The 26,692-nt window shown below is 34.7% G+C and carries 27 protein-coding genes and 2 pseudogenes; 23 read left to right on the forward strand and 6 right to left on the reverse strand.

Features of this window, described 5'->3' with window-relative positions; translation table 11 throughout:
* The first annotated feature begins 24 nt into the window (after positions 1 to 24).
* From WMO42_RS04560 to bioB, 6 genes are all read left to right on the forward strand, one after another.
* Positions 25 to 1,056: a TRAP transporter substrate-binding protein gene (locus WMO42_RS04560; RefSeq protein WP_090141135.1), complete on the forward strand. Its 1,032-nt coding sequence runs from the start codon at positions 25 to 27 to the stop codon at positions 1,054 to 1,056.
* Between the two features lie 2 nt (positions 1,057 to 1,058).
* On the forward strand, positions 1,059 to 1,547 hold the full coding sequence (locus WMO42_RS04565) for a TRAP transporter small permease (protein WP_055173897.1): 489 nt from the start codon (positions 1,059 to 1,061) through the stop codon (positions 1,545 to 1,547).
* 9 nt (positions 1,548 to 1,556) lie between these two features.
* Positions 1,557 to 2,858, forward strand: coding sequence for a TRAP transporter large permease (locus WMO42_RS04570; protein ID WP_090141105.1), 1,302 nt, complete (start codon positions 1,557 to 1,559; stop codon positions 2,856 to 2,858).
* Positions 2,859 to 3,152: 294 nt separating this feature from the next.
* Positions 3,153 to 3,284, forward strand: coding sequence for a hypothetical protein (locus tag WMO42_RS04575; RefSeq protein ID WP_349153459.1), 132 nt, complete (start codon positions 3,153 to 3,155; stop codon positions 3,282 to 3,284).
* A gap of 58 nt (positions 3,285 to 3,342) precedes the next feature.
* Positions 3,343 to 3,783 carry a CBS domain-containing protein gene (locus tag WMO42_RS04580; RefSeq protein WP_055173901.1) on the forward strand — a complete coding sequence of 147 codons (441 nt, stop codon included), beginning with the start codon at positions 3,343 to 3,345 and terminating at the stop codon, positions 3,781 to 3,783.
* A 321-nt stretch (positions 3,784 to 4,104) separates the two neighbouring features.
* Positions 4,105 to 5,112, forward strand: a complete 1,008-nt coding sequence (gene bioB / locus WMO42_RS04585; protein ID WP_055174297.1) for a biotin synthase BioB — start codon at positions 4,105 to 4,107, stop codon at positions 5,110 to 5,112.
* 128 nt (positions 5,113 to 5,240) lie between these two features.
* Here bioB and WMO42_RS04590 read toward each other — a convergent pair whose 3' ends face one another.
* A complete protein-coding gene (locus WMO42_RS04590) occupies positions 5,241 to 6,026 on the reverse strand; it encodes a PocR ligand-binding domain-containing protein (protein ID WP_055173902.1) in 786 nt (261 codons plus the stop codon).
* Between the two features lie 311 nt (positions 6,027 to 6,337).
* Between WMO42_RS04590 and WMO42_RS04595 the strand changes: the two genes are divergently transcribed.
* From WMO42_RS04595 to WMO42_RS04635, 9 genes and pseudogenes are all read left to right on the forward strand, one after another.
* The gene (locus WMO42_RS04595; RefSeq protein ID WP_055173904.1) at positions 6,338 to 7,024 is read left to right on the forward strand and encodes a helix-turn-helix transcriptional regulator; all 687 of its coding nucleotides are present in this window, start codon (positions 6,338 to 6,340) and stop codon (positions 7,022 to 7,024) included.
* Positions 7,025 to 7,310: 286 nt separating this feature from the next.
* Positions 7,311 to 8,483 (forward strand): annotated as a pseudogene (locus WMO42_RS04600) (ATP-binding protein); the annotation flags it as partial.
* 225 nt (positions 8,484 to 8,708) lie between these two features.
* Positions 8,709 to 9,524 (forward strand): annotated as a pseudogene (gene larE, locus WMO42_RS04605) (ATP-dependent sacrificial sulfur transferase LarE); the annotation flags it as partial.
* Positions 9,505 to 9,690, forward strand: coding sequence for a DUF6472 family protein (locus tag WMO42_RS04610; protein WP_022501211.1), 186 nt, complete (start codon positions 9,505 to 9,507; stop codon positions 9,688 to 9,690). The pseudogene larE and the gene WMO42_RS04610, both read left to right, overlap by 20 nt.
* A gap of 79 nt (positions 9,691 to 9,769) precedes the next feature.
* A complete protein-coding gene (locus tag WMO42_RS04615; RefSeq protein WP_022501212.1) occupies positions 9,770 to 10,711 on the forward strand; it encodes an NYN domain-containing protein in 942 nt (313 codons plus the stop codon).
* Positions 10,712 to 10,746: 35 nt separating this feature from the next.
* Positions 10,747 to 11,226: an S-ribosylhomocysteine lyase gene (locus WMO42_RS04620; RefSeq protein WP_022501213.1), complete on the forward strand. Its 480-nt coding sequence runs from the start codon at positions 10,747 to 10,749 to the stop codon at positions 11,224 to 11,226.
* A gap of 63 nt (positions 11,227 to 11,289) precedes the next feature.
* Positions 11,290 to 11,838 (forward strand): SprT family zinc-dependent metalloprotease, encoded by a 549-nt coding sequence (locus WMO42_RS04625; protein WP_070101522.1) that lies wholly within the window; start codon positions 11,290 to 11,292, stop codon positions 11,836 to 11,838.
* 110 nt (positions 11,839 to 11,948) lie between these two features.
* The gene (locus tag WMO42_RS04630; RefSeq protein WP_349153359.1) at positions 11,949 to 12,815 is read left to right on the forward strand and encodes an SDR family oxidoreductase; all 867 of its coding nucleotides are present in this window, start codon (positions 11,949 to 11,951) and stop codon (positions 12,813 to 12,815) included.
* Between the two features lie 116 nt (positions 12,816 to 12,931).
* The gene (locus tag WMO42_RS04635) at positions 12,932 to 13,525 is read left to right on the forward strand and encodes a hypothetical protein (RefSeq protein WP_022501216.1); all 594 of its coding nucleotides are present in this window, start codon (positions 12,932 to 12,934) and stop codon (positions 13,523 to 13,525) included.
* A 271-nt stretch (positions 13,526 to 13,796) separates the two neighbouring features.
* On the opposite strand, the gene WMO42_RS04640 is transcribed toward WMO42_RS04635, so the two are convergent.
* The 3 genes from WMO42_RS04640 to fba form a co-directional block, all read right to left on the reverse strand.
* Positions 13,797 to 15,908 (reverse strand): glutamine synthetase III, encoded by a 2,112-nt coding sequence (locus WMO42_RS04640; RefSeq protein ID WP_022501217.1) that lies wholly within the window; start codon positions 15,906 to 15,908, stop codon positions 13,797 to 13,799.
* A gap of 240 nt (positions 15,909 to 16,148) precedes the next feature.
* The gene (srtB, locus tag WMO42_RS04645) at positions 16,149 to 17,156 is read right to left on the reverse strand and encodes a class B sortase (protein ID WP_022501218.1); all 1,008 of its coding nucleotides are present in this window, start codon (positions 17,154 to 17,156) and stop codon (positions 16,149 to 16,151) included.
* Between the two features lie 36 nt (positions 17,157 to 17,192).
* Positions 17,193 to 18,056: a class II fructose-1,6-bisphosphate aldolase gene (fba, locus tag WMO42_RS04650; protein WP_022501219.1), complete on the reverse strand. Its 864-nt coding sequence runs from the start codon at positions 18,054 to 18,056 to the stop codon at positions 17,193 to 17,195.
* A gap of 213 nt (positions 18,057 to 18,269) precedes the next feature.
* Between fba and WMO42_RS04655 the strand changes: the two genes are divergently transcribed.
* The 3 genes from WMO42_RS04655 to WMO42_RS04665 all read left to right on the forward strand — a co-directional run bounded on the left by WMO42_RS04655 (position 18,270) and on the right by WMO42_RS04665 (position 20,847).
* On the forward strand, positions 18,270 to 18,572 hold the full coding sequence (locus WMO42_RS04655) for a hypothetical protein (RefSeq protein ID WP_022501220.1): 303 nt from the start codon (positions 18,270 to 18,272) through the stop codon (positions 18,570 to 18,572).
* Positions 18,573 to 18,967: 395 nt separating this feature from the next.
* A complete protein-coding gene (locus tag WMO42_RS04660; protein WP_349191657.1) occupies positions 18,968 to 20,053 on the forward strand; it encodes a hypothetical protein in 1,086 nt (361 codons plus the stop codon).
* On the forward strand, positions 20,050 to 20,847 hold the full coding sequence (locus WMO42_RS04665) for a TPM domain-containing protein (protein WP_116444137.1): 798 nt from the start codon (positions 20,050 to 20,052) through the stop codon (positions 20,845 to 20,847). Before WMO42_RS04660 ends, WMO42_RS04665 begins: the two co-directional genes overlap by 4 nt.
* 152 nt (positions 20,848 to 20,999) lie before the next feature.
* Here the strand turns inward: WMO42_RS04665 and WMO42_RS04670 are convergent, their stop codons facing one another.
* Positions 21,000 to 21,524 (reverse strand): peptidylprolyl isomerase, encoded by a 525-nt coding sequence (locus WMO42_RS04670; RefSeq protein WP_022501223.1) that lies wholly within the window; start codon positions 21,522 to 21,524, stop codon positions 21,000 to 21,002.
* A 307-nt stretch (positions 21,525 to 21,831) separates the two neighbouring features.
* Here WMO42_RS04670 and WMO42_RS04675 point away from each other — a divergent pair, with 307 nt between their 5' ends.
* Positions 21,832 to 22,641 carry a GNAT family N-acetyltransferase gene (locus WMO42_RS04675; protein WP_349191659.1) on the forward strand — a complete coding sequence of 270 codons (810 nt, stop codon included), beginning with the start codon at positions 21,832 to 21,834 and terminating at the stop codon, positions 22,639 to 22,641.
* Here the strand turns inward: WMO42_RS04675 and WMO42_RS04680 are convergent.
* The gene (locus WMO42_RS04680) at positions 22,638 to 23,387 is read right to left on the reverse strand and encodes a YesL family protein (protein ID WP_349191660.1); all 750 of its coding nucleotides are present in this window, start codon (positions 23,385 to 23,387) and stop codon (positions 22,638 to 22,640) included. The two genes, WMO42_RS04675 and WMO42_RS04680, sit on opposite strands and share 4 nt — an antisense overlap.
* A gap of 235 nt (positions 23,388 to 23,622) precedes the next feature.
* Here WMO42_RS04680 and WMO42_RS04685 point away from each other — a divergent pair, with 235 nt between their 5' ends.
* The 4 genes from WMO42_RS04685 to WMO42_RS04700 are packed head-to-tail and all read left to right on the forward strand — an operon-like array spanning position 23,623 to position 26,651.
* Entirely contained in the window at positions 23,623 to 24,324 is a 702-nt protein-coding gene (locus WMO42_RS04685) for a hypothetical protein (RefSeq protein WP_022501226.1), read from the forward strand.
* Between the two features lie 24 nt (positions 24,325 to 24,348).
* The gene (locus tag WMO42_RS04690) at positions 24,349 to 24,666 is read left to right on the forward strand and encodes an accessory gene regulator B family protein (RefSeq protein ID WP_349191662.1); all 318 of its coding nucleotides are present in this window, start codon (positions 24,349 to 24,351) and stop codon (positions 24,664 to 24,666) included.
* Positions 24,641 to 25,354, forward strand: a complete 714-nt coding sequence (locus tag WMO42_RS04695) for a LytTR family DNA-binding domain-containing protein (RefSeq protein WP_349191663.1) — start codon at positions 24,641 to 24,643, stop codon at positions 25,352 to 25,354. The genes WMO42_RS04690 and WMO42_RS04695 overlap by 26 nt, the downstream gene beginning before the upstream one ends.
* Before the next feature lie 49 nt (positions 25,355 to 25,403).
* Positions 25,404 to 26,651, forward strand: coding sequence for a GHKL domain-containing protein (locus tag WMO42_RS04700; RefSeq protein ID WP_349172754.1), 1,248 nt, complete (start codon positions 25,404 to 25,406; stop codon positions 26,649 to 26,651).
* Positions 26,652 to 26,692: the final 41 nt, after the last annotated feature.

Consider the following 26,692-nt stretch of genomic DNA (forward strand, 5'->3'; position numbering starts at 1 on the left):
ATGAGGTATAATATGTTGAAAAAAATGAAAAAATATATTGCTGTTTTGCTTACAGTTACACTTATATGTTCATTTGGGCTGACAGGCTGTGGAACAAATAGCGCATCAAACAGTAAGGAAGCTACCGCAGAAAATCCTATGGTATTAACGCTGGCACATGGTTTGTCAGAAAGTCATACAGTACATATAGCTATGCTGCAGTTCGCAGAAGAGGTTAAGCAGAAGACTAACGGAAGAATAATAATCAAGATATTCCCTAATGGACAGCTTGGTTCAGAGACAGAGAATCTTGAGCAGCTTCAGGCAGGTGTTATTGCTATGACAAAAGTATCAGCACCAGGTCTTGCAACATATAATGATGCTTATAATACATTTGGTCTTCCTTATATATTTAGTAATATTGATGAGTTTTATAAAATAATGGATTCTGATAAAATGCAGGATTTCTTCCTGTCATCAGAAGATGATGGATTCGTAACCTTAACATACTTTACATCAGGCTCCCGTTCATTCTACACAAAAGATAAGCCTATACGTAAGCCAGAGGATCTTAAAGGAATAAAGATACGTGTCCAGGATATGAAGTCACAGACGGATATGCTTACAGCACTTGGTGGAACACCGGTAGCAATGTCCTATGGTGACATATATACATCACTTTCAACAGGTATTATAGATGGAACAGAGAACAATGAAACAGCGCTTACAACAGGTAAGCATGGTGAGATATGTAAGGTGTATTCGGTTGATGAGCATGCCATGATACCTGATGTTATGGTTATGAGCTCAAAGGTATGGAATAATATAGAGCCGGATGATCAGAAGATTATACTGCAGTGTGCAAAGGATGCTACACAGTCTCATAAGGTTATGTGGGACAAGGCAATAGATGAGGCAGTAGCACAGGCAAAGGATATGGGTGTTGAATTTATTTATGATGTAGATAAGGAAGCATTCAGAAGTGCAACAGCAGGTCTTGTTACCGAGTATAGAAATAAGTATACAGGTGTTGCAGCTTTACTTGACAGAATAGATGAGATAAGGAAAGGAGAGTAACTATGATTAATATACTTGTTAAAGTTAAAAATGTTATGAATAAGATATTATCAGCAGCAAGTGTTGTTCTGCTTGTGTTTATGACTTCGTTAGTATTATGGCAGGTGTTTACAAGATATGTGCTTGGCAAACCAGCAGCATTTACAGAAGAACTTGTTAAATACTCACTTATGTGGACAGCCTTTATAGGTGCTGCATATGCTTTCTTTACAAGAGACCATATGTCACTCACTATTATTAAAGATAAGCTCACAGGTAATAAACGAAAAATATTATTACTGGTTATAGATGTAATTATTCTTTTACTTGCAGTGTTCGTGTTTGTAATTGGTGGATTTAAGCTGGCAATGTCAGCAAGGGCAGAGTATTCAGCACTTCTTGGTATTCCAAGAACACTTGTATATGCGGTATCCCCTGTTTCAGGTATCTTTATAGTAGTTGCACAGATTATTAATATATATGAAGACTTAACCGGTGTTAAGGTAGAATAGGAGGTAAATATGAGTATTGCAGTAACTACAGTAATATTATTTGTTGTATTCGGTGTACTTCTGTTTTTAGGGGTTCCTATTTCAGTAAGTATTATTGCTTCGTCAATTGTAACTGCCATGTCAACGCTGTCATGGGATCAGATAACATTCATAACCATGCAGAAAATGAATTCGGGTGTTGAAAGCTTTTCGCTTTTAGCAGTTCCATTATTCATCCTTGCAGGTAATATTATGAATAATGGTGGTATAGCCAAGAGACTTATTAACTTTGCACAGATATTCGTAGGAAAGATTCCAGGAAACCTTGCACAGGCTAATATTCTTGCAAATATGCTCTTTGGTGCATTATCTGGTTCATCAGTAGCAGCAGCTTCTGCAATAGGAGGATGTATGAGTCCTATTGAAAAAGAGCAGAAGTATGATCCTGCTTATGCGGCAGCAGCTAACATAGCCTCAGCACCAACAGGACTTCTTATTCCACCTACATCGGCATTCATTGTATATTCAACAGTTGCAGGTGGTGTATCTATATCGACATTGTTTATGGCAGGCTATGTACCTGGAATATTGATGGGTGTTGTATGTATGATAGTCGCCTTCATTGGTGCAAAGAAGTTAGGCATAAAGGCTGTTGGAAGAGATAAGTCAGTAAGTATTTTAAAGATATTTGTTGATGCTATCCCATCATTACTTCTTATAATAATTGTTATTGGTGGTATTGTATCAGGTATATTTACAGCAACAGAAGGTGCTGGTATTGCAGTTCTGTATTGCCTCATACTTTCTATCATATACAAGAGCATGAATTTTAAGACATTTGTAGAAATACTTAAGAAATCAGCTAAGGTGTCAGGAGTAATTCTTTTCCTTATATCAGCATCATCAGCTATGTCATTCGTTATGGCTTATTCTGGAATACCAGCAGCCATAAGTAACGGATTATTAAGTATTTCAACTAATAAGGTTGTAATATTCTTATTAATGAATATTATACTTCTGGTTGTTGGTATGTTTATGGATATTACACCAGCTATACTTATATTTACACCTATCTTCCTTCCTATCGCACAGAGCTTTGGAATGACAGATATCCAGTTTGGTGTAATGCTTATATTCAATATGTGTCTTGGTAATATTACACCACCTGTTGGTTCTGTATTATTCGTAGGCTGTGGTATTGAAAATGTATCAATCGAGAAAGTAACACCTAAGCTTATACCTTATTTTATTGGTTTAATTATATTACTTATGCTTATTACATTTATTCCAGAGCTGTCACTTGGAGTACCAAAGCTTATGGGATTGATTTAGTATAAAATAACAAGACTTTTTTCCTAATATTATATAAAACAGACATCCGGCCAGGTCGCTTGATAGGACCTGGTCGGATGTTTTGTTAGCTATCTTAGAATTCTGTTTTATTATTTATTTTGTGTTATAATAAGTTTTATATTTTTATATTTTTGGATTTTTAGATTTTTGTTGAAGCTTTGTCTGTTACAGGGTGCAGGAAAAGACAATTTTAAATGGGCATACAGACGGCTGACAACACAATAGAAATAAATAACGAATGTAAGAAAAGGAATTAACAGAATGTTATATATAATGAGATATGGGAAAACAGACTGGAATGTACAGCATAAGCTGCAGGGAAGAATAGATATACCAAATAATGAAAAATATATGAAAAATGTACAAAATACATATGTGAAACTATTCTTATATGCTACAATATAATAACAAGATGTGTTAATAACTATACAACAACTTTTAGTGGGTAAGAATGGAGAGAAGTATGAATATATCGTTTTTTTTACAACCAAAGTGCAAGGTAGCATATATTTACAATGATGACACAATAAGACAGGGATTACAGAAGATGAATTATTATGGCTATTCTGCAATTCCTGTTCTTGATGAGAATGAGCATTATGTTGGGACAATCACGGAAGGTGATTTCCTTTGGCATATATGCAGAATTAAACAGAATAACGCGATGGAAGTTGATATAAAGGAATTAGAAAAGCAGAGAGTTAACGAGCTTTATTTCAGACGTAATTATCCAAGTGTTAATGTGGATACATCGATGGAAGCATTGATTGAAAGAATATCTAATCAGAATTTTGTTCCAGTTGTAGACGACAGAGGTGTATTTATAGGAATTATAACAAGAAAAGATGTAATTACATATTTGTCTACCAAGAAGAAAGAGCAAGTGTTTCAGAAGATTTCTTAGATGTTAGGCTGAGTAGATTAATTAAGTAATGATATTTATGGTGGTATATAATATTCTATATTAGAATGTGATGATTTTTAATAGTAGTATTATTAAAATATTAATTTTAATAGTGTGTAATTATAATCTTATAGTGTGTAATTGCAACAAGGAAATGTCAACATTAACTATAATTGGGTTGACATTAACAAGCTGAGTAACTATACTTATGCGTATGCACGGGGGTTAAAGGATAAGGCTGCTTATTGATAGAATTATTCATTTTACCAGAGTTAGTATTAATTCAATTAGTGTGCAGGAACGGAGTAAAGTATGGGCGTTATGCAGAATGTTACAGAAAATATTAATGTTGGGAAATTATTAGATAATTGGGACGAAACACACGAATTAACCAAAGATGAGGCACTTGCAATTCTTAATTGTGATGATGTATGTCTTGACAAGCTTATTGAAACAGCGTATGCGTTAAGACTTAAATATAAAGGAAAGAAAGTAAGCATACAGCTTCTTACTAATGTCAGAAGTGGTAACTGTTCACAGAATTGTGCTTACTGTGCCCAGTCGTGTGAGTCCCAGGCTCAGATAGAGAAATATAAAAGAGTATCAGACGAGAAGTTGTATGGAGATAATGACCTTGTAGATAATAAACATCTTGCGAGACATTGTATTGGACTTAGCGGTATAAGCTTTACAGATGCTGAGATAGAAGATTTAGCCGGACGTATAAGAAAGATGAAGAAGAATGATACCCAGATATGCTGTTCTATTGGATTTCTTACAGAAAAGCAGGCTTTAATGCTTAAGGAAGCAGGACTTAACAGAATTAACCATAACCTTAACAGCAGCCGTAGATTTTATCCCAATATATGCACAACACATACATATGACCAGAGAATTAATAATATAAGAATGTTAAAAAGAATAGGTTTTGAGATGTGCTGTGGCGGTATTATCGGGATGGGCGAGAGCAGGGAAGATGTTGTAGATATGCTTATGGACGTAAAGGAAATCAATCCAGAGTCAGTGCCAATTAATTTTCTTCTTCCAATAAAGGGAACAAGGCTTGCAGACAGAGATATATCAGGACTTACACCACAGTATTGTCTTAAGGTGTTATGCCTTGCAAGATTATTAGTTCCTAAGTCAGACATAAGATGTGCGGCTGGACGTGAAGTATACTTTAAGGGAATTGAGCCAACATTATTTAAAGTTGTAGATTCAATATTTGCTTCTGGTTATTTAACAGCAGATGGACAGGGAATAGATGATACTATTAAGATGATAGAAAATGCAGGATTTACGGGTGAGATAGAGAGTAAAGACTGTTAATAGACTTATAGGACAAGATATGTTGATAGAACAGCCGCCAGCCTTTGAAATTAAATGGTTGACGGCTGTTTAATCTTTTTAATTAAATACATCATTGAAATAGGGCATATTATTTTGCCCATTAATTATTACTGTTTGTTAGTTCTATCAAGTGCAGTAATTGTCTTAGTGGCTGTGTTGAGTGCTTTCGTAATTGCACTGCTGGCTTCGCCCATACCTTTGGCAAGCTTCTGTACTTCTTCAGCAACTACAGCAAAGCCTTTTCCAGCATCACCGGCTCTTGCAGCTTCAATGGAAGCATTAAGTGCAAGTATATTCTGTCGTTTGCTGAATCCGTCTATTAATTTGACCTTGTCATTGGCTGTAGCAAGCTGGCTTGCGGCGGCACTAATTCCTGTTGTAAGTTCATTTAGAATAGTTGAGTTCTGGCGGGCAGTGTAGCTTGCACGGACAAACATATTGATAACATCGCCCAGCAGATTGGCAGAAGCGTCAATCTCCTCTTTAGTACGCACGTTTACTTTTTGCAGAGCCTTGATGTACTTATCTTCATTAATTCCAAGTTCACGTGCTGTTGCCCTGAACCTTTCTTCGTCTGGGTTCTCAGGAAGAACCTGTCCGCCGATAATACTTCCAAGAACAGTTCCATCATCAAGAGTAATAGGAATACCGAAATCAACTAATCCTGCATGACAAGGATAAACGCCATTACCATCACGGTCACACTGCTCACATCTCTTGCGGCCTTCAGTACTTCCTCTGGTAAGATCGATGCAGAATTCAGTGAAATTATAACATTCGCTTATGTACTTGCCGTCTGCACCTACAGCAACAGTTGCCAGCCCGGTACTCTTTGCCCAGTTAGACATAATCTCTTCAAATTTGACCATATCACAAAAATCCTGAATCCTCATAATTAAATCCTCCAATTAAGGTTTTTATATTTTTTATATTATACTATATTGTCGGTATATTTACATTATATATTAATCGCAAATTCAAAGAAAAATAAAAAAATTGCCATATGATTTATTGTCAAAAATATAGAATATTATAAGTTTATTTGATTATGAAATTAAACAAATTTAATTACTGGGGTATATATTTTAAACAATTAGCCATAATATTTACAGAATATAAGCTTATATTCCGAAATAGACCTATTTGGGTCAATCGTAACTATCATAAAATCTTTAGTAATAGCATAGCTAAGAGGTTAAGGTAAATGAACAATACCCGTTACGAAGATTTTTGCAATAGAATGAGAGTATATAGAAAAAGACTTGGCTATAATCAGGCAGATATCGGAAAAGAGCTGGGAATATCACAGAATGACTATTCTAAAAGAGAAAATGGACTGATAATGATTTCGTATGATAATTTAAAAAAATTGCAGGAAATTGGAATGGACATTGATGAGCTGGTTTCGGGAAAGAGAGACGATATTGATACTAAAGATTTGGACGAGCTTATAAGTGATTGTGAAAGTGAAGAACTTAAAGATATGACTATGCGTATGGTTGCTGAATGTATAAAATATTATCGTGTTAATGACACTAAGAATAAAGACAATGATACGCAGAATGATAGAATGTTTGATTTTATGTTGAAGCAGTGGGATGATTTTTCAATGCTTGAATATGTAAGGCACGAAACGCATTATTCACAGGAGGTTATGTCTGAAAAGCTGGGACTGACAAGAAAGAAGTACAGAAAATACGAAAAAGAGATTATGTATCCTGATGCAGATACTCTTGTTCAGATGTATAATTTGTACAAATGCAGACCATCAATGTATCTTAATATGTATGACAGAAGATATTACGTTATGCAGAACGTATGGATGGAGTTGGATGATAACCAGCGTGACAGAATATTAAGAATGGTCAAGGCGATAAAGAATATAATATAGAAAAAGGAGTACCTGTAAATGCAAGACACAAACAATGTTAAGCATTTGCGGGTACATTTTTTATGTAAAGGAGCTTCTAATAGAATTTCCTATTATATAAAAGGCACAATAAAATATCATACAAAATAATATTGTTGCAGCTTTACAGAGTATGATAAAATATATTGTGCATTGTACATTTATTTTATAATAAACAGATGATAATCAATGTGTGGTGGTTACAATTTCATTTGTTATAATGTAAATTTATGTGTAATAATAATCAGAGTAAGTAGAAAGAAAAAATATGAGAACAGTACAGCAATATTATGATGACAATAGAGATAAAATCCTTTTTGATGTAAGAGCATTAGAGGAGTATGAGAAAGAGACCATAGAAGCTTCCATACATTATTACTGGGAAGATATGATAAAAGTTCTTGAAGATAATAAGGAAGAATTTGAGGCAAAGTATTCAAAGGATACACCAATATATATTCTTTGCTACACTGGACAGAAAAGTGAAGAAATAGAAGATATACTTGATGAGATGGGCTATGAAGCTTACAGCCTTGATGGTGGATTTGTCGCATATCTAAGATGGAAGTTTAATAAATATCTTGAGCAGGATAAAGAAAGCGGCAATAATACTTCAGAAGAAAATGTTAAAGAGATTGAGCGGAGCATAGTAAAGAAGTTCCGCAAGCCAATATGGAGAAAGTTCACACAGGCTCTTAATGAATATGATCTTATTCAGGACGGCGATAAGATAGCTGTCTGCATATCAGGCGGTAAAGATTCAATGCTTATGGCGAAGCTTTTTCAGGAGTTGAAACGTCACGGAAAGAATAATTTTGAACTTGTATTCTTAGTTATGAATCCGGGTTATAACGACCTTAACTACAATGTAATACTTAACAATGCAAAGATATTAGATATTCCAATTACAGTATTTAAGACAGAGATATTTGATACTGTAGTAGATATTACAGAGTCGCCTTGTTATTTGTGTGCAAGAATGAGGAGAGGATATCTTTACAGCAAGGCAAAGGAACTTGGTTGTAATAAGATTGCTCTTGGACATCATTATGATGATGTGATAGAAACAATTCTTATGGGTATGCTTTATGGTGCACAGGTTCAGACAATGATGCCTAAGCTTCATAGTACGAATTTTGAGGGAATGGAGCTTATAAGACCTATGTATCTTATAAGAGAAGCTGATATTATTCACTGGAAAGAATATAATAATCTTGAGTTTATACAGTGTGCCTGTCGATTTACAGAGGGATGTGCTTCCTGTGGTGGTACAGGAAAAGGTTCTAAGAGGGCAGAGATTAAGCAGCTTATAAAAGATCTGACCAAGGTAAGTCCGTATATAGAAAAGAACATATTCAGAAGTGTAGAAAATGTTAATATTGATACGGTAATTGCTTACAAGAAGAAGGGGCAGCGACACAGCTTTTTAGATGAATATGATATAACAGATGATAAGTATGCTGGTAACGCAGAGGTTGATAATTCAGAGAATATATCTAAAGAATTGAATAAATTAGACATAAACTCAAGCGGACAGTTAAGTGAATATCACACTGATGAAACAATTGAATTAGGTAAAACAGGTAGTACTCAAATAATGCCATTGAACAAATCGGACATCAATAAAGATGATATAAGTGAGAACACTTTAGCCAAATATGAAAAGTTAAAGTCAATTATTAAGGATTGTGGTAAAATAGCAATCGCATTTTCTGGCGGGGTTGACTCGACATTTTTAACCAAAGCTGCAAAAGATGTATTAGGAGAAAATGCTGTTGCAGTTACGATAAGTTCAATTCTTGTTACAGATGATGAACTTAAAGAAGCTGATGATTTCTGCAAGGCTGAGAATATAGAACATCTTATATATAATGCAGATGTATTATCGATTCCGGGCTTTGAGAATAATCCACCAGACAGATGTTACATTTGTAAGAAAGCGATATTTACTAATGTGCAGAATCTTGTAGGTGAGAGAGGCATTAGTGTAATTGCAGAGGGAACAAATGTTGATGATGACGGTGATTACAGACCTGGTATTAGAGCCATAAAGGAACTAGGAGTAAGAAGTCCTTTAAAAGAGGCAGGTCTTACCAAGGCTGAAATCAGGGAATTATCTTGTATGTTAGGCTTAAAGACGTGGAATAAACCATCGTGTGCGTGCCTTGCTTCAAGATTTGCGTATGGTGAGGTTATTAATAAAGACAAGCTTGATATGATTTACAGTGCAGAATGTTATATAAGAAGTCTGGGATTTGAGCAGTTCAGGGTAAGATTACAGGATGGAATTGCAAGAATTGAATTAAGACCAGCAGATATACAGAAGTTTATTGAAAACGGAATAAAGGATAAAGTATCAGAGAAGCTTCACGCACTTGGATTTAAGTATGTATCCCTTGATTTGGATGGTTACAGGCTTGGAAGTATGAATGAAGTATTGAACAGACAGGAAAGAGGTAACAATGGCGGTAGCTCATTATAATTGTGATTATTGCAATAATATGGTATATGATGAAGAAACGGAGCAGTTCGTGTGTGATGTAGATATGGACGAGGATGATTATGCAAGGCTTCTTACATCTGAGTATAAAGAATGTCCATATTATCAGAGCAATGATGAATACAAGATTGTAAGACATCAGATGTAGTTTTATATAAAATATAATTAATAGTGGCAGATATTTCGATATATTTATTATAAAGATATGCCTGGAAGGAAGTGAGTGAATGGATGATAAGAGATACGCTGTACTTATCGACTCAGATAATATTTCATCAAAATATATTTCGGACATTCTTGATGAAATGACAAAGTATGGCGTAATAACTTATAAAAGAATATATGGCGACTGGACAAGTACACAGGCAAGCAAATGGAAGAAAGAGCTTATGGAGAACTCCATAACACCTATACAGCAGTTTTGTAATACAGTAGGCAAGAATGCAACAGACTCAACGCTTATAATTGATGCTATGGATATTCTTTATACGAATAATGTTGACGGCTTCTGTATCGTATCTTCTGATGGCGATTTTACAAGGCTTGCAAGCAGGCTTAGAGAGTCGGGAATGGACGTTATCGGTATGGGTGAGAGCAAGACACCACGTTCATTCAGGGCCGCTTGTTCGGTATTTACAGACCTTGAGCTTCTTCGTGAACAGGCACACGAAGATGAGCCAGATAGTAAGCCGGTTAAGAAGACAGAAAGAAGCAATATTATTAAGCAGTCTAAGATAGAAAATGCAATTATTGAGATTATTCAGGAGAACGACAATAAAGGCAGGCAGACAGGGCTTGGTGAGCTTGGAAGCCGTTTACAGAAGAAATATTCTGATTTCGATGTAAGAAATTACGGTTACAGTTCATTGTCTACATTTCTTGAGGAAATGGAAAGTCTTGAATTAAAGAAGTTCAATAACACGGTTCTTGTCAGACTTAAGGAAGACAAGAATATGAAAGAGCAGGTTATGGAGTATGCAGTGAATTATGTAAAGAGTTCAGAAAATGCAGTGGAACTTGGAGCATTAGGACAGAAAATCCATATGAATTATCCTAATTTTAAGGTTAAGGAGTATGGTTATTCTACACTCAGCAAATTTATTGCAGGCATAAAATGTTTAAAAATAACAGCAACAGATGAAAACCGTAGAATGGTTTCAATAAAATAAACTAAAGTTAGTCATAAAGACAGGAAAGGAATATTATGAATAAGATAGCAAGTTTTACAGTTAATCACTTGGATTTACTTACAGGAGCATATGTATCAAGAAAAGATTATCAGGGAGATGTAGTTCTTACAACATTTGATTTAAGATTTACAAGACCTAATGTAGAAGCACCTATGGATACAGCAGGTATTCATACAATAGAACACCTTGTAGCAACATTTTTAAGGAACCATAAGGTATGGGCAGACAAGACTATATATTTTGGACCAATGGGCTGCCGTACAGGATTTTATGTAATATTTGCAGGTGACCTTGAGTCAGAGGATATAATTGATGTGTTAAGGGAAGCCGCTGATTTCGTACTGGATTATGAGGGTGAGATACCAGGATATTCACCAAGGGACTGCGGTAATTACCTTGATAATAACCTTACACTTGCAAAGATATATATGAAGAAGTATAAGGAAGAAGTTCTTGATAACCCAGTACCAGAAAGACTTCATTATCCACAGTAAAATAGATGGGAGCTTCTTATTACAGCAAAAACAGAAGAAAATGATTGAAGGGAACCTGTTTTGATGGAAAATATGGATATACAGATTATAAAATCAAGACGCAGAACAGTTTCAATAGAAGTCCATACAGATGGAAGTGTTATATTAAGAGCACCTAACAGGATGACGAAGAAAGAGCTTGATATATTTATTGATAAGCATATGTCTTGGATTGAGAGTAAACAGCAGTTGATGAAGGAAAGAAAAGAAGAAAAAATTCCTACCAATGCAAAGGCTTTTGATATGTTAACACCTAAGGAACGTGCCGTAATAAGGGGCACATTTATAAGAAAAGTAGAATATTACAGTAAGATTATGAATGTGACTGTTGGAAGGGTTACAATACGTAATCAGAAGACACGCTGGGGAAGCTGTAGTTCCAAGGGAAATGTTAATTTTAATTACAATTTGTATTATATGCCTGAAGAATTGTTGGATTATGTAGTGGTGCATGAGCTTTCGCATAGAAAATATATGAATCATTCGCAATCATTCTGGTGTGAAGTTGAAAAGTACTGCCCAGAATATAAGTTATGCCGCAGGAGGTTGAAAGACTACACACTTTCAATATAATAATTTGGGCGGGGCATTAATTAAAATGTCTTATTATGCAGCATAAACGTATTTTTGAGCATATCCCTTAAATTATAATAATCTGATTATTAGTAGGAGGTAATAAAACTATGAAAATTCCATTTAAAGTAGATTTGACAGGCAAGACTGCAATTGTAACAGGGGGAAGTGGAACACTATGTTCAGCAATGGCGTATGGACTTGCTGTAAGCGGTGCGAAGGTTGCAATAATCGGACGTAATAAGGATAAGCTTAATAATGTCACAGATGAGCTTATTAACAATGCTAAGACAGAATACAGCAAAGACATTGTTGTTAAGGGGTATAGCTGTAACGTAATTGATAAGGAAGAACTTAATAAATCTTATGAAATAATTAAGAGTGAGCTTGGAAGCTGTGATATTCTTATCAATGGAGCTGGCGGCAATCAGCCGGGTGCTATTACATCAATAGAGATGTTAAAGAAAGAAAAAGGAGAAAATGATTACTCTTTCTGGAATCTTGATGAGGATAATATAAGAGATGTTATGGATCTTAATTATATGGGAACACTTCTTCCGATACAGGTATTTACTAAGGATATGGTTGAAAAGAGAAGCGGAAGCATTATTAATATAGCATCTGTTACATCAATTTTACCACTTACAAAGGTAATGGCTTACGGCAATGCCAAGAGTGCAATACTTAACCTTACACAGTGGCTGGCAGTCCATTTTGGAGAAAGCGGAATAAGATGTAATGCAATTGCACCGGGATTTTATGCGGCTGAACAAAATCACGCATTATTATTTAATGAAGATGGTACATACACTGACAGAGCAAGAAAGATAGTTGCAGGAACTCCAATGGGAAGATTTGGTAATCCAGAGGAACTTATCGGAGCGGCATTATTCCTTGCAAGTGATGATGCGGCTGGATTTGTAAATGGTATTGTGTTGCCAGTAGACGGCGGCTATAGTGCGTACAGTGGCGTTTAATAAATAATTTTAATAATTATCAGATATAAAGGTATATATGTTGATATAAAATGCCGATATTCTAAATATAATAAAAGTTAAATGGTACAAAAGTATTATATGAGGAGGATAATGGTATGAAATTAGGAGAGGCAATACCAAATTATCAGGCATATCGCAATGAATTACAGGACAAGAAGACCAGCATATATAAGCAATATAAAAAAACAAAGGAAAAGGCTGAGCGTACCAATGATGAAGAATGGATACAAAAGGCAGCAGAGCTTGAGCTTTCATATAAGGAAGCAACTGATGATTTTGACAAGTATGAGAATGTTCTTAACTCGCTTAGGGAGCAGTGGTGTGCAGCAGCAAATACAGAAAACGACAAAGCACTTGCTGACCCTGAGACAGGACTTGGTGCAACAATCGGCAAGATAATGACGACAATTGCAAGAATGTGTGCCGGTGATAAAGTTCCATATACCGATGAAAAGAAGGTTATGGAATATGACGATAAAATGTATGCAAGAGCCAAGCAGGCACAGATGATTATGGCATCAATGAAGAAAAAGCAGAAGGAATACGATTCACTCTGGGATAAAGAGGGGGGAGAGTATGACCCTGAGGGTGTAGCTGATAATACAGAAGCACAGGGAGAGCTGCCAGATATCCCATCATCGGACGGAGACAGTACGGATACAGGTGAAGCAGTATCAGATAGTGAATAATTAATAAAATGGAGTGTCATATGAAACATAATCGATACTTTATGCAGGTATTAACAGTATATCAGTTATCTGCGTATTGTATGAATTGTTTCCTGTGACACTCCATTTTTGTCTTATAAGTCTATAATCCTTTATTATTAAGATAAATACATATTATAAAGCAAGTACTTATTAATAATTAAATATGTTATAAATTAAACATATATATTAAAATAAGTACTTGCTTATTAAGTATTAAATATGCAGTTGATATTAATTAAATTAAGATTAATTAAACTTCAAATAAAAGATCACCATAGCTTGGGAATGGCCAGAATTCCTTATCAACGATCATTTCAAGCTTATCAGCAGGAGCTCTTAATTCGTCCATAGTTGTCTTAACTTCATCTCTGAAGTACTTAGCCTGTTCTGTAATGTCAGTAACATCAGCAGCCTTAGCTGTAACATCAATAAGCTTAGTATAAGCAGCCTTCATATCCTTTAAGTAACCAGAAACTTCTGCAAGTAAATCAGCCTGAACAGAAGCATCAGCACCAGCTTCCTTAACAGTAAGAACTGAGTTAGCAAGCTCTGTTGTGTAAGAAATAACTGAAGGAATAATCTGCTTTCCAGCCATATCAATCATTGTCTTAGCTTCAATGTTTATAGCCTTTGCATAAGCTTCATACTTAATCTCAGCTCTTGACTTTAATTCAGCCTCTGTAAATACACCAAAGCTTTCAAAAAGCTTAACGGCCTTAGGAGTAGTAAGGGCAGGAATAGCATCAACCATAGATTTAATATTTGGAAGACCTCTTCTTTCAGCTTCTTCTACCCATGCATCTGAGTAACCATTACCATTAAATACGATTCTATGATGGTCAGTAAAGAGCTTCTTGATAAGATCATGAACAGCCATATCGAAGTTTTCTACTCCATCAAGCTGGTCAGCGATTTCCTTAAAGCTTTCTGCAACGATTGTGTTAAGAACTACGTTAGCAGGAGCAATTGAATCTGATGAACCTACCATACGGAATTCAAACTTATTACCAGTAAATGCAAATGGTGAAGTTCTGTTTCTATCAGTAGCATCCTTGTTAAGGTCAGGAAGTGTAGAAGCACCTGTCTTTAACTTACCCTTCTGGATAGAGCTTGTTGCATCACCCTTATCAATAAGCTGCATAACAACATCCTCAAGCTGCTCACCAAGGAACATAGAGATAATAGCTGGAGGTGCCTCATTAGCTCCAAGTCTGTGGTCATTACCAACGTCAGAAGCAGATTCTCTTAAAAGATCAGCGTGTTTATCAACAGCCTTCATAACAGCACCGAGTACAAGTAAGAACTGGATATTTTCGTGAGGTGTCTTGCCAGGTTCGAGAAGGTTGATACCATCATCAGTTGTGATTGACCAGTTATTGTGCTTACCAGAACCATTAACTCCGGCAAATGGCTTCTCATGGAGAAGGCATACAAGACCATGTCTGTAAGCAACTTTCTTCATAACCTCCATCATAAGCTGGTTGTTATCAGTAGCAATATTGCACTGTGCATATATAGGAGCTAATTCATGCTGTGCTGGAGCAACTTCATTATGCTGAGTCTTGGCAGATACGCCGAGCTTCCATAATTCTTCGTTGATATCCTTCATAAATGCAGCAATTCTTTCACGGATAGAACCGAAGTAGTGATCATCAAGTTCCTGTCCCTTTGGTGGCATAGCACCGAATAATGTACGTCCAGAGAAGATAAGATCCTTTCTCTGAAGATATTTTTCTCTATCTACTATAAAGTATTCCTGTTCAGCACCAACAGAAGGAGTAACCTTCTTAGATGTTGTGTTACCAAATAATTTTAATATTCTTAAAGCCTGCTCGTTAACAGCATCCATTGAACGAAGAAGAGGTGTCTTCTGATCAAGAGCTTCTCCTGTATAAGAACAGAAAGCAGTAGGGATACAAAGTGTTGCACCCTGTGCACCTTCACGAACGAAGGCTGGTGATGTGCAATCCCATGCTGTATATCCTCTTGCCTCGAATGTAGCACGAAGACCACCTGAAGGGAATGATGAAGCATCTGGCTCGCCCTTTATTAATTCTTTACCAGAGAATTCCATAAGAACCTTTCCGTTTTCATTAGGTGCTGAAATAAATGAATCATGCTTTTCAGCAGTAGTTCCTGTCAAAGGCTGGAACCAATGTGTGTAATGAGTTGCGCCTTTTTCGATAGCCCAATTCTTCATTGCATTAGCTATAACATCAGCATCGGTAATATTTAATTCCTGTACACCTGCTATTGCTAACTTAAGATTTTTGTATACGTTTTTTGGTAAACGTTCTTTCATAACTGTGTCGTTGAACACGTTCTCGCCGAAGATGTCAGCTACATTGAATTTTTCGCTCATAACTTTTTCATCCTTCCTTTTCATAGATTATTATTCTATTAGTAAAACTAAAAAAGGCGTACACATATACATTATTAAGATGTATAATATGAACGCCTTTGTTCTACCTTATTTGATTAGCGACAACTACCTGTCGTCTTTAATTAAAATAACTCAAAATTAATAATAATGCAAGTTCTTTTTTAAAAAATATAAAAAAAATTAAAATTATTAATTATCTAAGTCAATTTCAAGTAAATTCTACTCTAATGAGGCTTCTCCAATATACATTCCGTGTACGATAAAGCGTTTCTCACCGTTATCAGTACAAGTAGAAAGAGTAACTACCTGACTTGCTGATGAAATATCAACCCCTGTATCATACAAAGATTTGGCTTTCATATCTGCTGCATAACTTTGCATAGAAGCAAGAGAAGGGAAGTTAAAGGTATATGTATCACTTACAGCTTCACTTATGTAGCAGCTAAAGATTTTATATTGTTTAATGACATTACCAGTGTATATATAGAATACATTGTTGCCAGAACCATTATAGAACGATGAATTCTCATAACTTTTAAGCTTGCCAAACATCGCACCATTTCGCATATTGTGTCCGTATATAATCACATGGTTTGAAGAAAGTCCGCTATTAATGCGGGAATCTTCAAACAGACAGCCATTAGCACTGGATTGCTTGTCAAATGTATGTGTAAGGTAATAATCATTATCATTACCCTGAACCATTGGAAGCCTGCATCCAATAGATGGAATGTATATATATCCAAGTCCATCAGAATTAATATTAAGAAGTGCCTGATGGTTATACTTAAATGGAACTTCAACTTCCTCTTCCTCATCACCGATAATTACATTAGTGTGGGAATCTTCATCAAGAACATTCTGTTCAATGTCATTATATATTACATCAGCCTTGTGATATGCAAGGAATATGTTGATAAGATTGTATGCGGCAAATATAAAGACAGCAACTGATATTAAAAGAATAATACGTCTTATTATATTAGAACGCTTTTTATCTTTCTCCTGTCTGTCAAATACTGCATCAGCATCATTCTCATCATATGGAGAATTACTGTCTGAATAATCCATATCCTCATCTATAAAATCATCAACATCATCATTCAGAATATCATCAGGATCTTCTAATTCATAATCGGGCATATCATCTGATTTAGTTATATTTCTACGAGATGATTGTTCTGGATCATCATTCAATAAATCATCATTATTGTTAGTTGTATTCATAGTATTATAGTCCTTGTGTGTTGTGTGTAATGCTAATTATGCCTTTCCAGCTGAACCGAATAAGTTAATCTTTTCGCGAACAGTCTCTTTAATAGCTTCACTACCAGGAGCAAGGAGCTTTCTTGGGTCAAATCCCTTTCCCTCAAGGTCTTTGCCTTCTTCAATATATTTTCTTGTTGCAGCAGCAAATGCAAGCTGGCATTCTGTATTAACATTAATCTTAGCAACACCTAAAGAGATCGCTTTCTTAATCATATCTTCAGGAATACCTGTACCACCATGTAATACTAATGGCATATTGCCAACCTTTTCTTTAACAGCGGCAAGTGTTTCAAAGCTAAGACCTGGCCAGTTAGCAGGATATTTACCGTGGATATTACCGATACCAGCAGCAAGCATTGTTACACCGAGGTCAGCAATTGATTTACATTCATTAGGGTCAGCACACTCCCCCATACCGATAACGCCGTCTTCTTCACCACCGATTGAACCAACTTCTGCTTCAAGTGAAAGACCCTTCTCTTTGCAGATTTTAACAAGTTCTTTAGTCTTTTCAATATTCTCTTCAATTGGATAGTGGGAACCATCAAACATAATTGATGAAAATCCTGCATCAATGCAGTCATAACAAGCTTCATATGTTCCATGGTCAAGGTGAAGTGCAACAGGAACAGTAATCTTAAGATCATCTATCATTGAACTTACCATACTTGCTACGGTCTTAAATCCTGTCATATATTTACCAGCACCACACGATACACCGAGGATAACTGGTGAGTTCATCTCCTGAGCTGTAAGAAGAATCGCTTTAGTCCACTCAAGATTATTGATATTGAACTGCCCAACAGCATATTTGCCATCTCTGGCTTTTTCTAACATTTCTTTTGCTGAAACTAACATAAATATTAACCTCCTACTATGTAATATGGACATAGCTTTGCTTAATGCCCACTCTTATTATCCATTATACATTAAAGCTAATAAAATGCAAAGAAAATAGTGTCAAATAGTGCGAATTTGAAAAATAAAATCAATATATTTAAGTTGTTATTGATACTAAAAAGAAGTATAATCTAAAAAAGGAATACAGAACCCGAAAGGAGAAAGAAATTTATGGGGAAATTTATTTATTTAGCCAATATTATAGCCGCAGATGTGGATTTTTATAATATTGAGGGTAACAGGGGAGATTCATATCTTCCATTTATAGGTTTTATGATGTTTGTAGTAGGTGCTGTTGTAGCGTTTATGGGTTTTTCAAAGTACATAACAGCCAAGAAGAATTTTAACCTGTTCTATGATTTAAGGGACAGCGTTAAGGTTGATAAAGCCACTAATGAGAAGAACAAGAAAACTGGAATCATTATGATAGCTGCAGGAATAATTGTTCTTATTGTTTCATTCTTTGTAATATAGAAGACTAATAATAAGAGATCAATGCAAAAGATTAAGTTAGAAGATTAAGTATATAAAGATAAGGTTCTTATTCCTTGATATTTATGAGAATGAACTCTTTCGTATTAGTTAGTGATGATATCAATAATCACAATACGTAAAATGCCACCCCGTTAAGGGTGGCATCGAAAGAGGGAGGAGAGTTGTACATTATGATTAACAACTCATATTTATGAAGAACTATAAAAGTCAATAAGCTTTATTAGTATATATCAGCTTGTCTGATATATTTTCTATATTTAAAAGTATATTGATTAAAAGTGAAGAAAGAATGTTCATAATGTTAAAACTTATTGAATGTAATATGAACAAATTATGAACATATATAATATTACATAAATTAATGGAGGTAAGATATGCCAATTATATACAAGTGTCCTAATTGTGGAGCGGCAATGGAATTCTCAAGTGAATTGCAGAAGCTTGAATGTAAGAGGTGTGGTACAAGTATAGATGTTAAGACATATGAAGATGAATATGCTTCTTTAATGGAAGAAGTAAGTGGAAGTACATCAGATAATAGTGATTACGGATTTAATAACAGTGAACAGGATAATGATGCAGATAATAATAATATGAAGATATATCATTGTCAGAGCTGTGGAGCAGAACTTGTTGCAGATGAATATACATCAGCTACATTTTGTTCATATTGTGGTAATCCCACATTGGTTGAGGACAGACTTAAAGGAAGCTTCAGGCCAAAGTCAATAATTCCATTTAAGATTAACAAAGATCAGGCGGTAGATATATATAAGAAATGGCTGAAAAAAGGAATGCTTACACCAAAGGAATTATCAAGAAAAAGTACAATTGAGAAGATTAGTGGTGTGTATGTCCCATTCTGGCTGTATGATTATTCAGCAAGAACTATGATGAGTGCCAATGCTAATAAGGTAAGAACGACAAGACGTGGCGATACAGAATATACATATACAGACCATTTTGATGTGTATAGAGATGTATCAGCAGAATTTCAGAGAATTCCGGCAGATGCTTCAGAGAAAATGCCAGATGAACAGATGGATATGTTAGAGCCTTATAATTACAGCGAGATTACAGATTTTGCAATGCCATACTTATCTGGTTATCTTTCAGAAAAATATAATTATACAGCTGATGAAATACAGAGCCGTGCCAAGAAGAGAGCAGATTCATACATTACACAGATTGCAAGGGATTCAATTACTGGTTATTCAAGTGTCATAGTAAGGAATAACAGCATAAGTATGAATGGCAGGGGCAGCGAATATGCACTTTTGCCAGTGTGGATGCTCAATTTCAGATACAATAATAAGGAATTCCATTTTTATCTTAATGGACAGACTGGTAAAATAGTGGCAGACAGACCTATAAGTGCAGGAAAAGCCGTTACATATGGTATTGGAATTTTTGTGCTTACACTTATTATTACAATGATAGGAGGGCTGTTGTTTATATGATGTGTGTAGATTTAAAAAGACATTTTAACTGGTTAAAAGTGGCTGTAATGGCAGTATTAGCTGTTATGGTTATGATGTTTGTATTAACAGGAACACAGAGTGCGTATGCGGGTACAGATAATAAGACCTATGTAATAGATGATGCTGGAATTCTGACAAGTGAGGAAGAACAGAAGCTTACAGATATGTGCAGGAAGGCATCTAAGAACTGTCAGCTTGATATTGTTATCATAACTATGAACAAGAATTTAGATTATAGTCCTATGGATAATTATCTTCGTTCAATACTTGAAGAACAGTATGGTTATGAGGAAACAGGAACTGACTGCGAGGCTGTTGTATATGGAATAGATATGACTTCAAGAGCAGACAGAATTGTAACATCAGGAAGAGCAAGGAGCAGCATTTCACAGTCAAGTCTGGATTCAATCAGGGAAAGTGCGGAGGATAAGCTTGCTGAAGGCGATTATTATGCAGGCTGTAAGAAATACATAAACGGAATTGAGAGAAAGCTTAATGTAAATATGTTATCAAGACTTACATATTATATGCCAGTTAAGATTTTAATCTCACTTGTGGTAGCAGTTATTGCAGTATTGGCAATGATGAGCAGTGCCAGGTCAAAGATGACAGTGAACAGTACAGAGTATACTAAGAACCACGGATATAAGATGAATGACAGAAGAGATGTATTTATCAATACAACAATTACTAAAAGACATATTGAAAAGAGCAGTTCAAGTGGTGGAAGCTCTGGCGGTGGTAACTCTGGAAGTTCAGGCGGACACTTCTAAGAAGATATATATTTAAAAATTGTATAAGACCTATAGGATAAAATAAGGTTATGTAAATTTTTTATATAGGTCGGATTTTAAAATAAGCCCGGTATGATTAAAGCAATCATATTTATGATTGTGATTAAGCATACCGGGCTTTTATTATACTATTAGAGTGTTTCTGGTTCAGCGTAATCTACACCAAAAGTATCAACAGTAACAGTCTTCATAACCTGAGGAGTTCTAGGTCTGTCACTCCAGTCAGTATCAATTGAAGCAATGCTGTCTAATACATCTTCACCTTCAACAAGTTTACCAAAAGCGGCATACTGACCGTCAAGGTGAGGTGCATCAGCGTGCATAATAAAGAACTGGGAACCTGCTGAATCCGGGTGCTGTGCACGTGCCATAGAAAGGACACCTCTTGAGTGCTTAAGATTATTTTCAACACCATTGTAGTTGAATTCACCCTTGATTGAGTATCCAGGACCACCCATGCCTGAGCCTTCTGGGTCGCCGCCCTGAATCATAAATCCAGCGATAACTCTGTGGAAAATAAGTCCGTCATAGAAACCTTTCTTAACAAGACTTATAAAATTGTTTACTGTATTAGGTGCAACGTCTGGATAAAGTTCTGCTTTCATAACGTCGCCATTTTCCATTGTAAATGTTACAATAGGGTTCTGATTAGACATAATTAACCTCCAAAATAATGTGTAATGTGTGGGATAATTACAAGACGAAAGCAAATATGACTAACGGACGTTGTGAGATAAAAATATATTACCGCTGGGCACGCTTGCGCTACTTGAAACCGTAGCGGTACTAAGCGGCTAAAGGACAGCCGCTAAGTGCCGACGGTTTCAAAAGTACACAGCTTGTAATGTATTTTTATTTCACAGCTGGTTAGTGATAGTGGTCGTTTTGTAATTATCTGTGATAATATTATGTATTGTAATGGGGATTATTGTAAAAGTCAATTGGGAGGATTATACGTGAGTTATGGAAAGAGTGTATATATTTGATTGTGACAGGATTATAGGTGATGAGGAAAAACGGACTATTATAGAGAATATGGAAGGAAAGGCTGAGGTTATTTTTGATAATTCTGAGGGGTATGACAGGGATACGGATATAGTTATAAGTACATGTTGTGTGGGGAATAGAGATGTGGCTGGTATGGAAGTTATTATAAGGGAAGATATTGGAGTTGGGTGTGATTATGTGGGAACTGCACCTTATGTGATATATGAACCAGAGGAGATAGATTATTATTACTGTCAGAAGGTGTATGCAAGAAAGAAGGGGCTTCCAGCATTTATTCTTGAAACAGAGAGGTTTATTGTGAGGGAAGAAAGTCTTGATGACCTTGATGAATTGTACGAATTGTATGACACACTTGCAGATTGTGAGTTTATAGAACCTTTGTATGAATTAGAGAAGGAAAAAGAATTTGTAAGAAATTACATTAATAATATGTATAGATTCTTTGAGTACGGAATGTGGCTGGTATATTCTAAAGATACAGGCAGGCTTGTTGGACGTATGGGAATTGAGAATAGAAGCATTGATGGGGAAAATGTTCAGGAAATAGGTTATCTTACAGGAAAGCCTTATCAGAATATGGGGATAGCATACGAAGTATGCAGTGCAATTATGGAATATGCTAAGGAAGAATTAGGCATAGATAAATTATATTCCTGCATAGATAAGAATAATAAACCGTCAATATCGCTTATACACAAGCTTGGCTTTAAAGTGTATGCACAGGACATTGACGGTATGAATATTTATATATGTGATTTTAATTAGTTGTTACTATCATCTGACTGATTATCATTTAAAGTAACAGCAGTGTTGTCAACATTGTCATCAATGGCTTTATGTTGTTTAGCCGTTTCTATTTTTTCAGCTTTTTCTTTTTCAGCTTCTCTGGCCCGCTCATCATTAGTGTTCTCTAATGACTTAAATATTCTTGTGAATATAAATGAGTCAACATAAATAATAAGCGGTATAGTTACTATAAATGCAGTAAAATACTTTAAAGAAAAGAGGATAAGTCCGTATGTTGCAATCATCATAATAAATGTCTGTGGCAGGTGATGAACGCATAATATAAGTGAATTCTTAACAATTGTAATTGCTTTATCATCATATCTTGAAAGAACTGCAAATGAATATAAGAGAACACCAGCCAATACAAGAGCACAGCCTGCGATAGCGTACATAAAAATAGTACCAGCCATTGAACCAGATGAGAATGCCCAGTAGGCACAGGCCCTTATATCAAAGAATAAAAGAAGTCCGATAACTCCCATAATAAGTTCAACCAATAATCCCTGGACAAAATTAGTCTTAAAAGACTTCCAGAAATCTTTAAACACATAATTTTCTTCATCTTTAACAAGCTTCATTCCAGCATAAAATGCAGCTGTAAGTGAAGCACCTATTGTGATAACAGGGATACAGAATATAACTGTTATTAATCCAAGTATAAGGAAATCACCAGCTTTCGTGAGTCCCCTGAAAAATTTACCATCTAATCCAAAACCACGCATAATATATCTCCATTCTCCATTTATAATGAAAGTGACTAAATCAGATTATACTTATATATGTAACAAAAAGCAAAGAATTTTTAATGCATATTTCTTAAATGTTTATAAAAGCTGTTTTTTTAAGCGTTAAGGTATGATAAACTAACAAATGTTGATTAATTAAAGAGTAATTAATAAAAAGCAAAGCCACAGTGTTTCTGGCTGTTTAATGAAATGTAATGTATTAGGAGGCTATATGGCAGAAGGTAATTCTATTAAAGATGAGGTGAAAGAACAGCGTAAGAAGTTCTTAACACTTACGTTTACAGGCAAGCTGCAATATATATGGGAATATTACAGAATTCCAATTGCGGCGGTTATAGCTGTTGTTCTTGTGGTATTGTCATTTATAAATGCTTACAGAAGAAATAATTATGAAGGAGTATGTGATATTGCGGTATGTGACGGCAAGATTACAGGATACGATACAGATGATGATTTATTGACAACAGGTTTTACTAATTATCTTGGAATAGACGGCAAGAAACAGCGTATACATATAGATTACAGCTATACGCTTGAAGAAAAGCTTTTCGACCAGGACCCACAGATAAGCAATGAGAAGATATATGTTTTGTCGCAGACTAATAACCTTGATGGGTATATGTCAGAATATGAAAATATAGACCACTTCTGCTTTGATACGAGCTGCTTCTTCTATGATTTAACAGAACTTTTTACAGATGAAGAAATGGAGCAATTATCGGATTATATAATATACCATACGCAAAGAGATGGTGAAACCCGTGCAGTAGCAGTAGATTTATCTGATGCACCAAGAATACAGGATACAGACCTCACAATGGAAAGACCTTGCTACGGAATTGTTCAGTCAGCAAGAAATCCGGAAAATGCAGCTGATTTTATCAGATATGTATTTGATATGGAAAGAAAATAAAAATGTAATATTATGAAATGATATATGGAAGGCTTGATATATGAGCCTTCCATTATTCTATTAATTATGGGATTATTAATTATATTAAGGCTGGCACCTGTCGATAATATTAATAATAAAATGAACCAAGAAGAAAAGAACTATTTAAAGAAGAAAATAAGAGTTATTTTAATAATAGAGTTATTTTTATATGCTATTTTTATTGTATTATCAAAAATGGACTACGGATTAATTGTAGTTTTGTGTATTGCTATAGTAGCGGGATTGCTTATATTAGGGAATATAAGCAATAGGATACAGGAAAGAGGGGAGAAATATGATATACAGGATAGGGATATGTGACGATGAACAGTTGACGTGTTCAGAATTGGAGAATTACATTAATGAAATTTTTGAATGTAAAGATGATGAAGCTGAAATATATGTGTGGAACTCAGGTGAAGCGTTGAAAAAGGATATATCTAATGGGGTGAAGATTGACATTTTGTTTCTTGATATAGAGCTTCAGGACAGCAATGGCATTGAACTTGGTAAATATATAAGGAATTATATGAAAAATATGTCAATGAATATTGTATACATATCGTCAATGACAGAATATGCTATGGAATTATTCAAGATACATCCATATGATTTTGTGGTAAAGCCATTTGATAAGAATGAAATTGAGAACTTAATAGATGAAATGTGTGGATATTATAAGCAGGATAACAAGCATTTTAAGTATTGTGTGTATGGAAAAACCAATATGGTTATGATGATGGATATTAAGTATTTTGAGAGCAGGGGACGGCATATAATTATCAATCTTGTGGATAATCAGTCAATACAATATGTGGGACAATTAAAAAATGAAATAAAAAAGCTGCCATTAAATTTTGTGGAAATTGGCAAATCTTATATTATAAATTTAAAGCATATGAGGGAATGTCACGTCAGTTATGTGGTTATGGATGATGGAAAAGAGCTGGGGATAAGCAGGGCATACCGCAATTATTTTAATGAGAAAATATTAGAATATAATAGCTGATTAATAGAATAAAGCGTGAATATATTTTAGTGAGTTAGAGGGATAAATTATGACATACAATTATATAATATCAGTTTTTGTGGAGTTAGTAAGGACAATACTTATTGTACAGTATTTTCAAGTGTTTTTTGATAAGAATAATAGTCTGCGCAAATATCTGGTTAGTGGATTTATGTTTGTTGCAACAGTGCTGGTTTATATTACGTTTAATAACGTAATATTAAATATGATAATAACATTTGTGACAATATTTGCTATTGCCAATGTATATAGCGGTTCTCTAAAAAAGAAATTCTTATTATCGTGTATGAACTTTGGAATATGCTGTGCAATAGATATAATATGTTCTTTTATATTGGGAGTTACGGTAGAAAACAGAAATAACGAAGTTATAGGTATGATTATGTCTTTGTTGATATTTTATGTAGTCATATTGATTATAAAGAAAATATATAATGGCAGAATACAGGATGAATTCGCAGGAAAATGGTATTTTCTGCTTATAATTTCAGCTATGAGTATTGCTTCTGAATATATTTTATCAATTGATAAGGGGATAGCATATATAACGGTAATAGAGATTAGTTTTATAATTTTATTGATAAATGTCATTTTGTATTTCTTCTACCTTTCTATGATAGAACAGTATTCATTACAGCAGGAAATGGAAGCATTAAAGAAGCAAATGGATGTGCATGAGCTGAGAATGCAGAACAATATACAGAATGAACGAAATATAAGAGCAATTAAACACGATATGAAGCATCACATAAGGGAACTTACATATCTTGTGACGGATAATAATTATGCAGAGGTGAAAAAATATCTTAATTCTTTGGAAAATGATGTGTACGATAATACATCATATATCAATTCTGGAAATCAGATAATGGACGGAATAATTAATTATTATATATGTAAATTCAAAGAAAATAAAATCCAATATGAAACAAAGATTGTTGTGCCGGATAAGCTGGATATAAGTTCATATGATTTGAATATTATATTGGGAAATCTTCTGGATAATTCAGTCCAAAGCACGATTTTAACGCAAGCACCAAGCATAAATATACGAATTGAATATAAGATGGGAATATTATACATATATGTTAGTAATTCGTGCTTAGAAAATTCAGTAACCTATAAAAATAATAAAATTATCAGCACCAAGGGAAGTAATCACGGATATGGCATAAGTAATATTGATAAAATTGTAAAGAAATATAATGGAACTTATAAAATAGACTGCATTAATAATGAGTTTAAAAGCAGCATTTTAATACATTTATGTAGCTAATATGTGCAAATTATGTCGAATTATCTACCAAAAACATCGTT

This window comes from Lachnospira sp. CLA-JM-H23, assembly GCF_040096425.1.
GTDB classification, from domain to species: Bacteria; Bacillota; Clostridia; order Lachnospirales; family Lachnospiraceae; genus Lachnospira; species Lachnospira rogosae.

Coding starts and splice junctions, on each gene's coding strand:
- WMO42_RS04560 (WP_090141135.1), top strand. CDS start 25: ATGAAAAAATATATTGCTGTTTTGCTTACAGTTACACTTATATGTTCA.
- WMO42_RS04565 (WP_055173897.1), top strand. CDS start 1,059: ATGATTAATATACTTGTTAAAGTTAAAAATGTTATGAATAAGATATTA.
- WMO42_RS04570 (WP_090141105.1), top strand. CDS start 1,557: ATGAGTATTGCAGTAACTACAGTAATATTATTTGTTGTATTCGGTGTA.
- WMO42_RS04575 (WP_349153459.1), top strand. CDS start 3,153: ATGAGATATGGGAAAACAGACTGGAATGTACAGCATAAGCTGCAGGGA.
- WMO42_RS04580 (WP_055173901.1), top strand. CDS start 3,343: ATGAATATATCGTTTTTTTTACAACCAAAGTGCAAGGTAGCATATATT.
- bioB (WP_055174297.1), top strand. CDS start 4,105: ATGCAGAATGTTACAGAAAATATTAATGTTGGGAAATTATTAGATAAT.
- WMO42_RS04590 (WP_055173902.1), bottom strand. CDS start 6,026: ATGAGGATTCAGGATTTTTGTGATATGGTCAAATTTGAAGAGATTATG.
- WMO42_RS04595 (WP_055173904.1), top strand. CDS start 6,338: ATGAACAATACCCGTTACGAAGATTTTTGCAATAGAATGAGAGTATAT.
- WMO42_RS04610 (WP_022501211.1), top strand. CDS start 9,505: ATGGCGGTAGCTCATTATAATTGTGATTATTGCAATAATATGGTATAT.
- WMO42_RS04615 (WP_022501212.1), top strand. CDS start 9,770: ATGGATGATAAGAGATACGCTGTACTTATCGACTCAGATAATATTTCA.
- WMO42_RS04620 (WP_022501213.1), top strand. CDS start 10,747: ATGAATAAGATAGCAAGTTTTACAGTTAATCACTTGGATTTACTTACA.
- WMO42_RS04625 (WP_070101522.1), top strand. CDS start 11,290: ATGGAAAATATGGATATACAGATTATAAAATCAAGACGCAGAACAGTT.
- WMO42_RS04630 (WP_349153359.1), top strand. CDS start 11,949: ATGAAAATTCCATTTAAAGTAGATTTGACAGGCAAGACTGCAATTGTA.
- WMO42_RS04635 (WP_022501216.1), top strand. CDS start 12,932: ATGAAATTAGGAGAGGCAATACCAAATTATCAGGCATATCGCAATGAA.
- WMO42_RS04640 (WP_022501217.1), bottom strand. CDS start 15,908: ATGAGCGAAAAATTCAATGTAGCTGACATCTTCGGCGAGAACGTGTTC.
- srtB (WP_022501218.1), bottom strand. CDS start 17,156: ATGAATACAACTAACAATAATGATGATTTATTGAATGATGATCCAGAA.
- fba (WP_022501219.1), bottom strand. CDS start 18,056: ATGTTAGTTTCAGCAAAAGAAATGTTAGAAAAAGCCAGAGATGGCAAA.
- WMO42_RS04655 (WP_022501220.1), top strand. CDS start 18,270: ATGGGGAAATTTATTTATTTAGCCAATATTATAGCCGCAGATGTGGAT.
- WMO42_RS04660 (WP_349191657.1), top strand. CDS start 18,968: ATGCCAATTATATACAAGTGTCCTAATTGTGGAGCGGCAATGGAATTC.
- WMO42_RS04665 (WP_116444137.1), top strand. CDS start 20,050: ATGATGTGTGTAGATTTAAAAAGACATTTTAACTGGTTAAAAGTGGCT.
- WMO42_RS04670 (WP_022501223.1), bottom strand. CDS start 21,524: ATGTCTAATCAGAACCCTATTGTAACATTTACAATGGAAAATGGCGAC.
- WMO42_RS04675 (WP_349191659.1), top strand. CDS start 21,832: ATGGAAAGAGTGTATATATTTGATTGTGACAGGATTATAGGTGATGAG.
- WMO42_RS04680 (WP_349191660.1), bottom strand. CDS start 23,387: ATGCGTGGTTTTGGATTAGATGGTAAATTTTTCAGGGGACTCACGAAA.
- WMO42_RS04685 (WP_022501226.1), top strand. CDS start 23,623: ATGGCAGAAGGTAATTCTATTAAAGATGAGGTGAAAGAACAGCGTAAG.
- WMO42_RS04690 (WP_349191662.1), top strand. CDS start 24,349: ATGGAAGGCTTGATATATGAGCCTTCCATTATTCTATTAATTATGGGA.
- WMO42_RS04695 (WP_349191663.1), top strand. CDS start 24,641: ATGATATACAGGATAGGGATATGTGACGATGAACAGTTGACGTGTTCA.
- WMO42_RS04700 (WP_349172754.1), top strand. CDS start 25,404: ATGACATACAATTATATAATATCAGTTTTTGTGGAGTTAGTAAGGACA.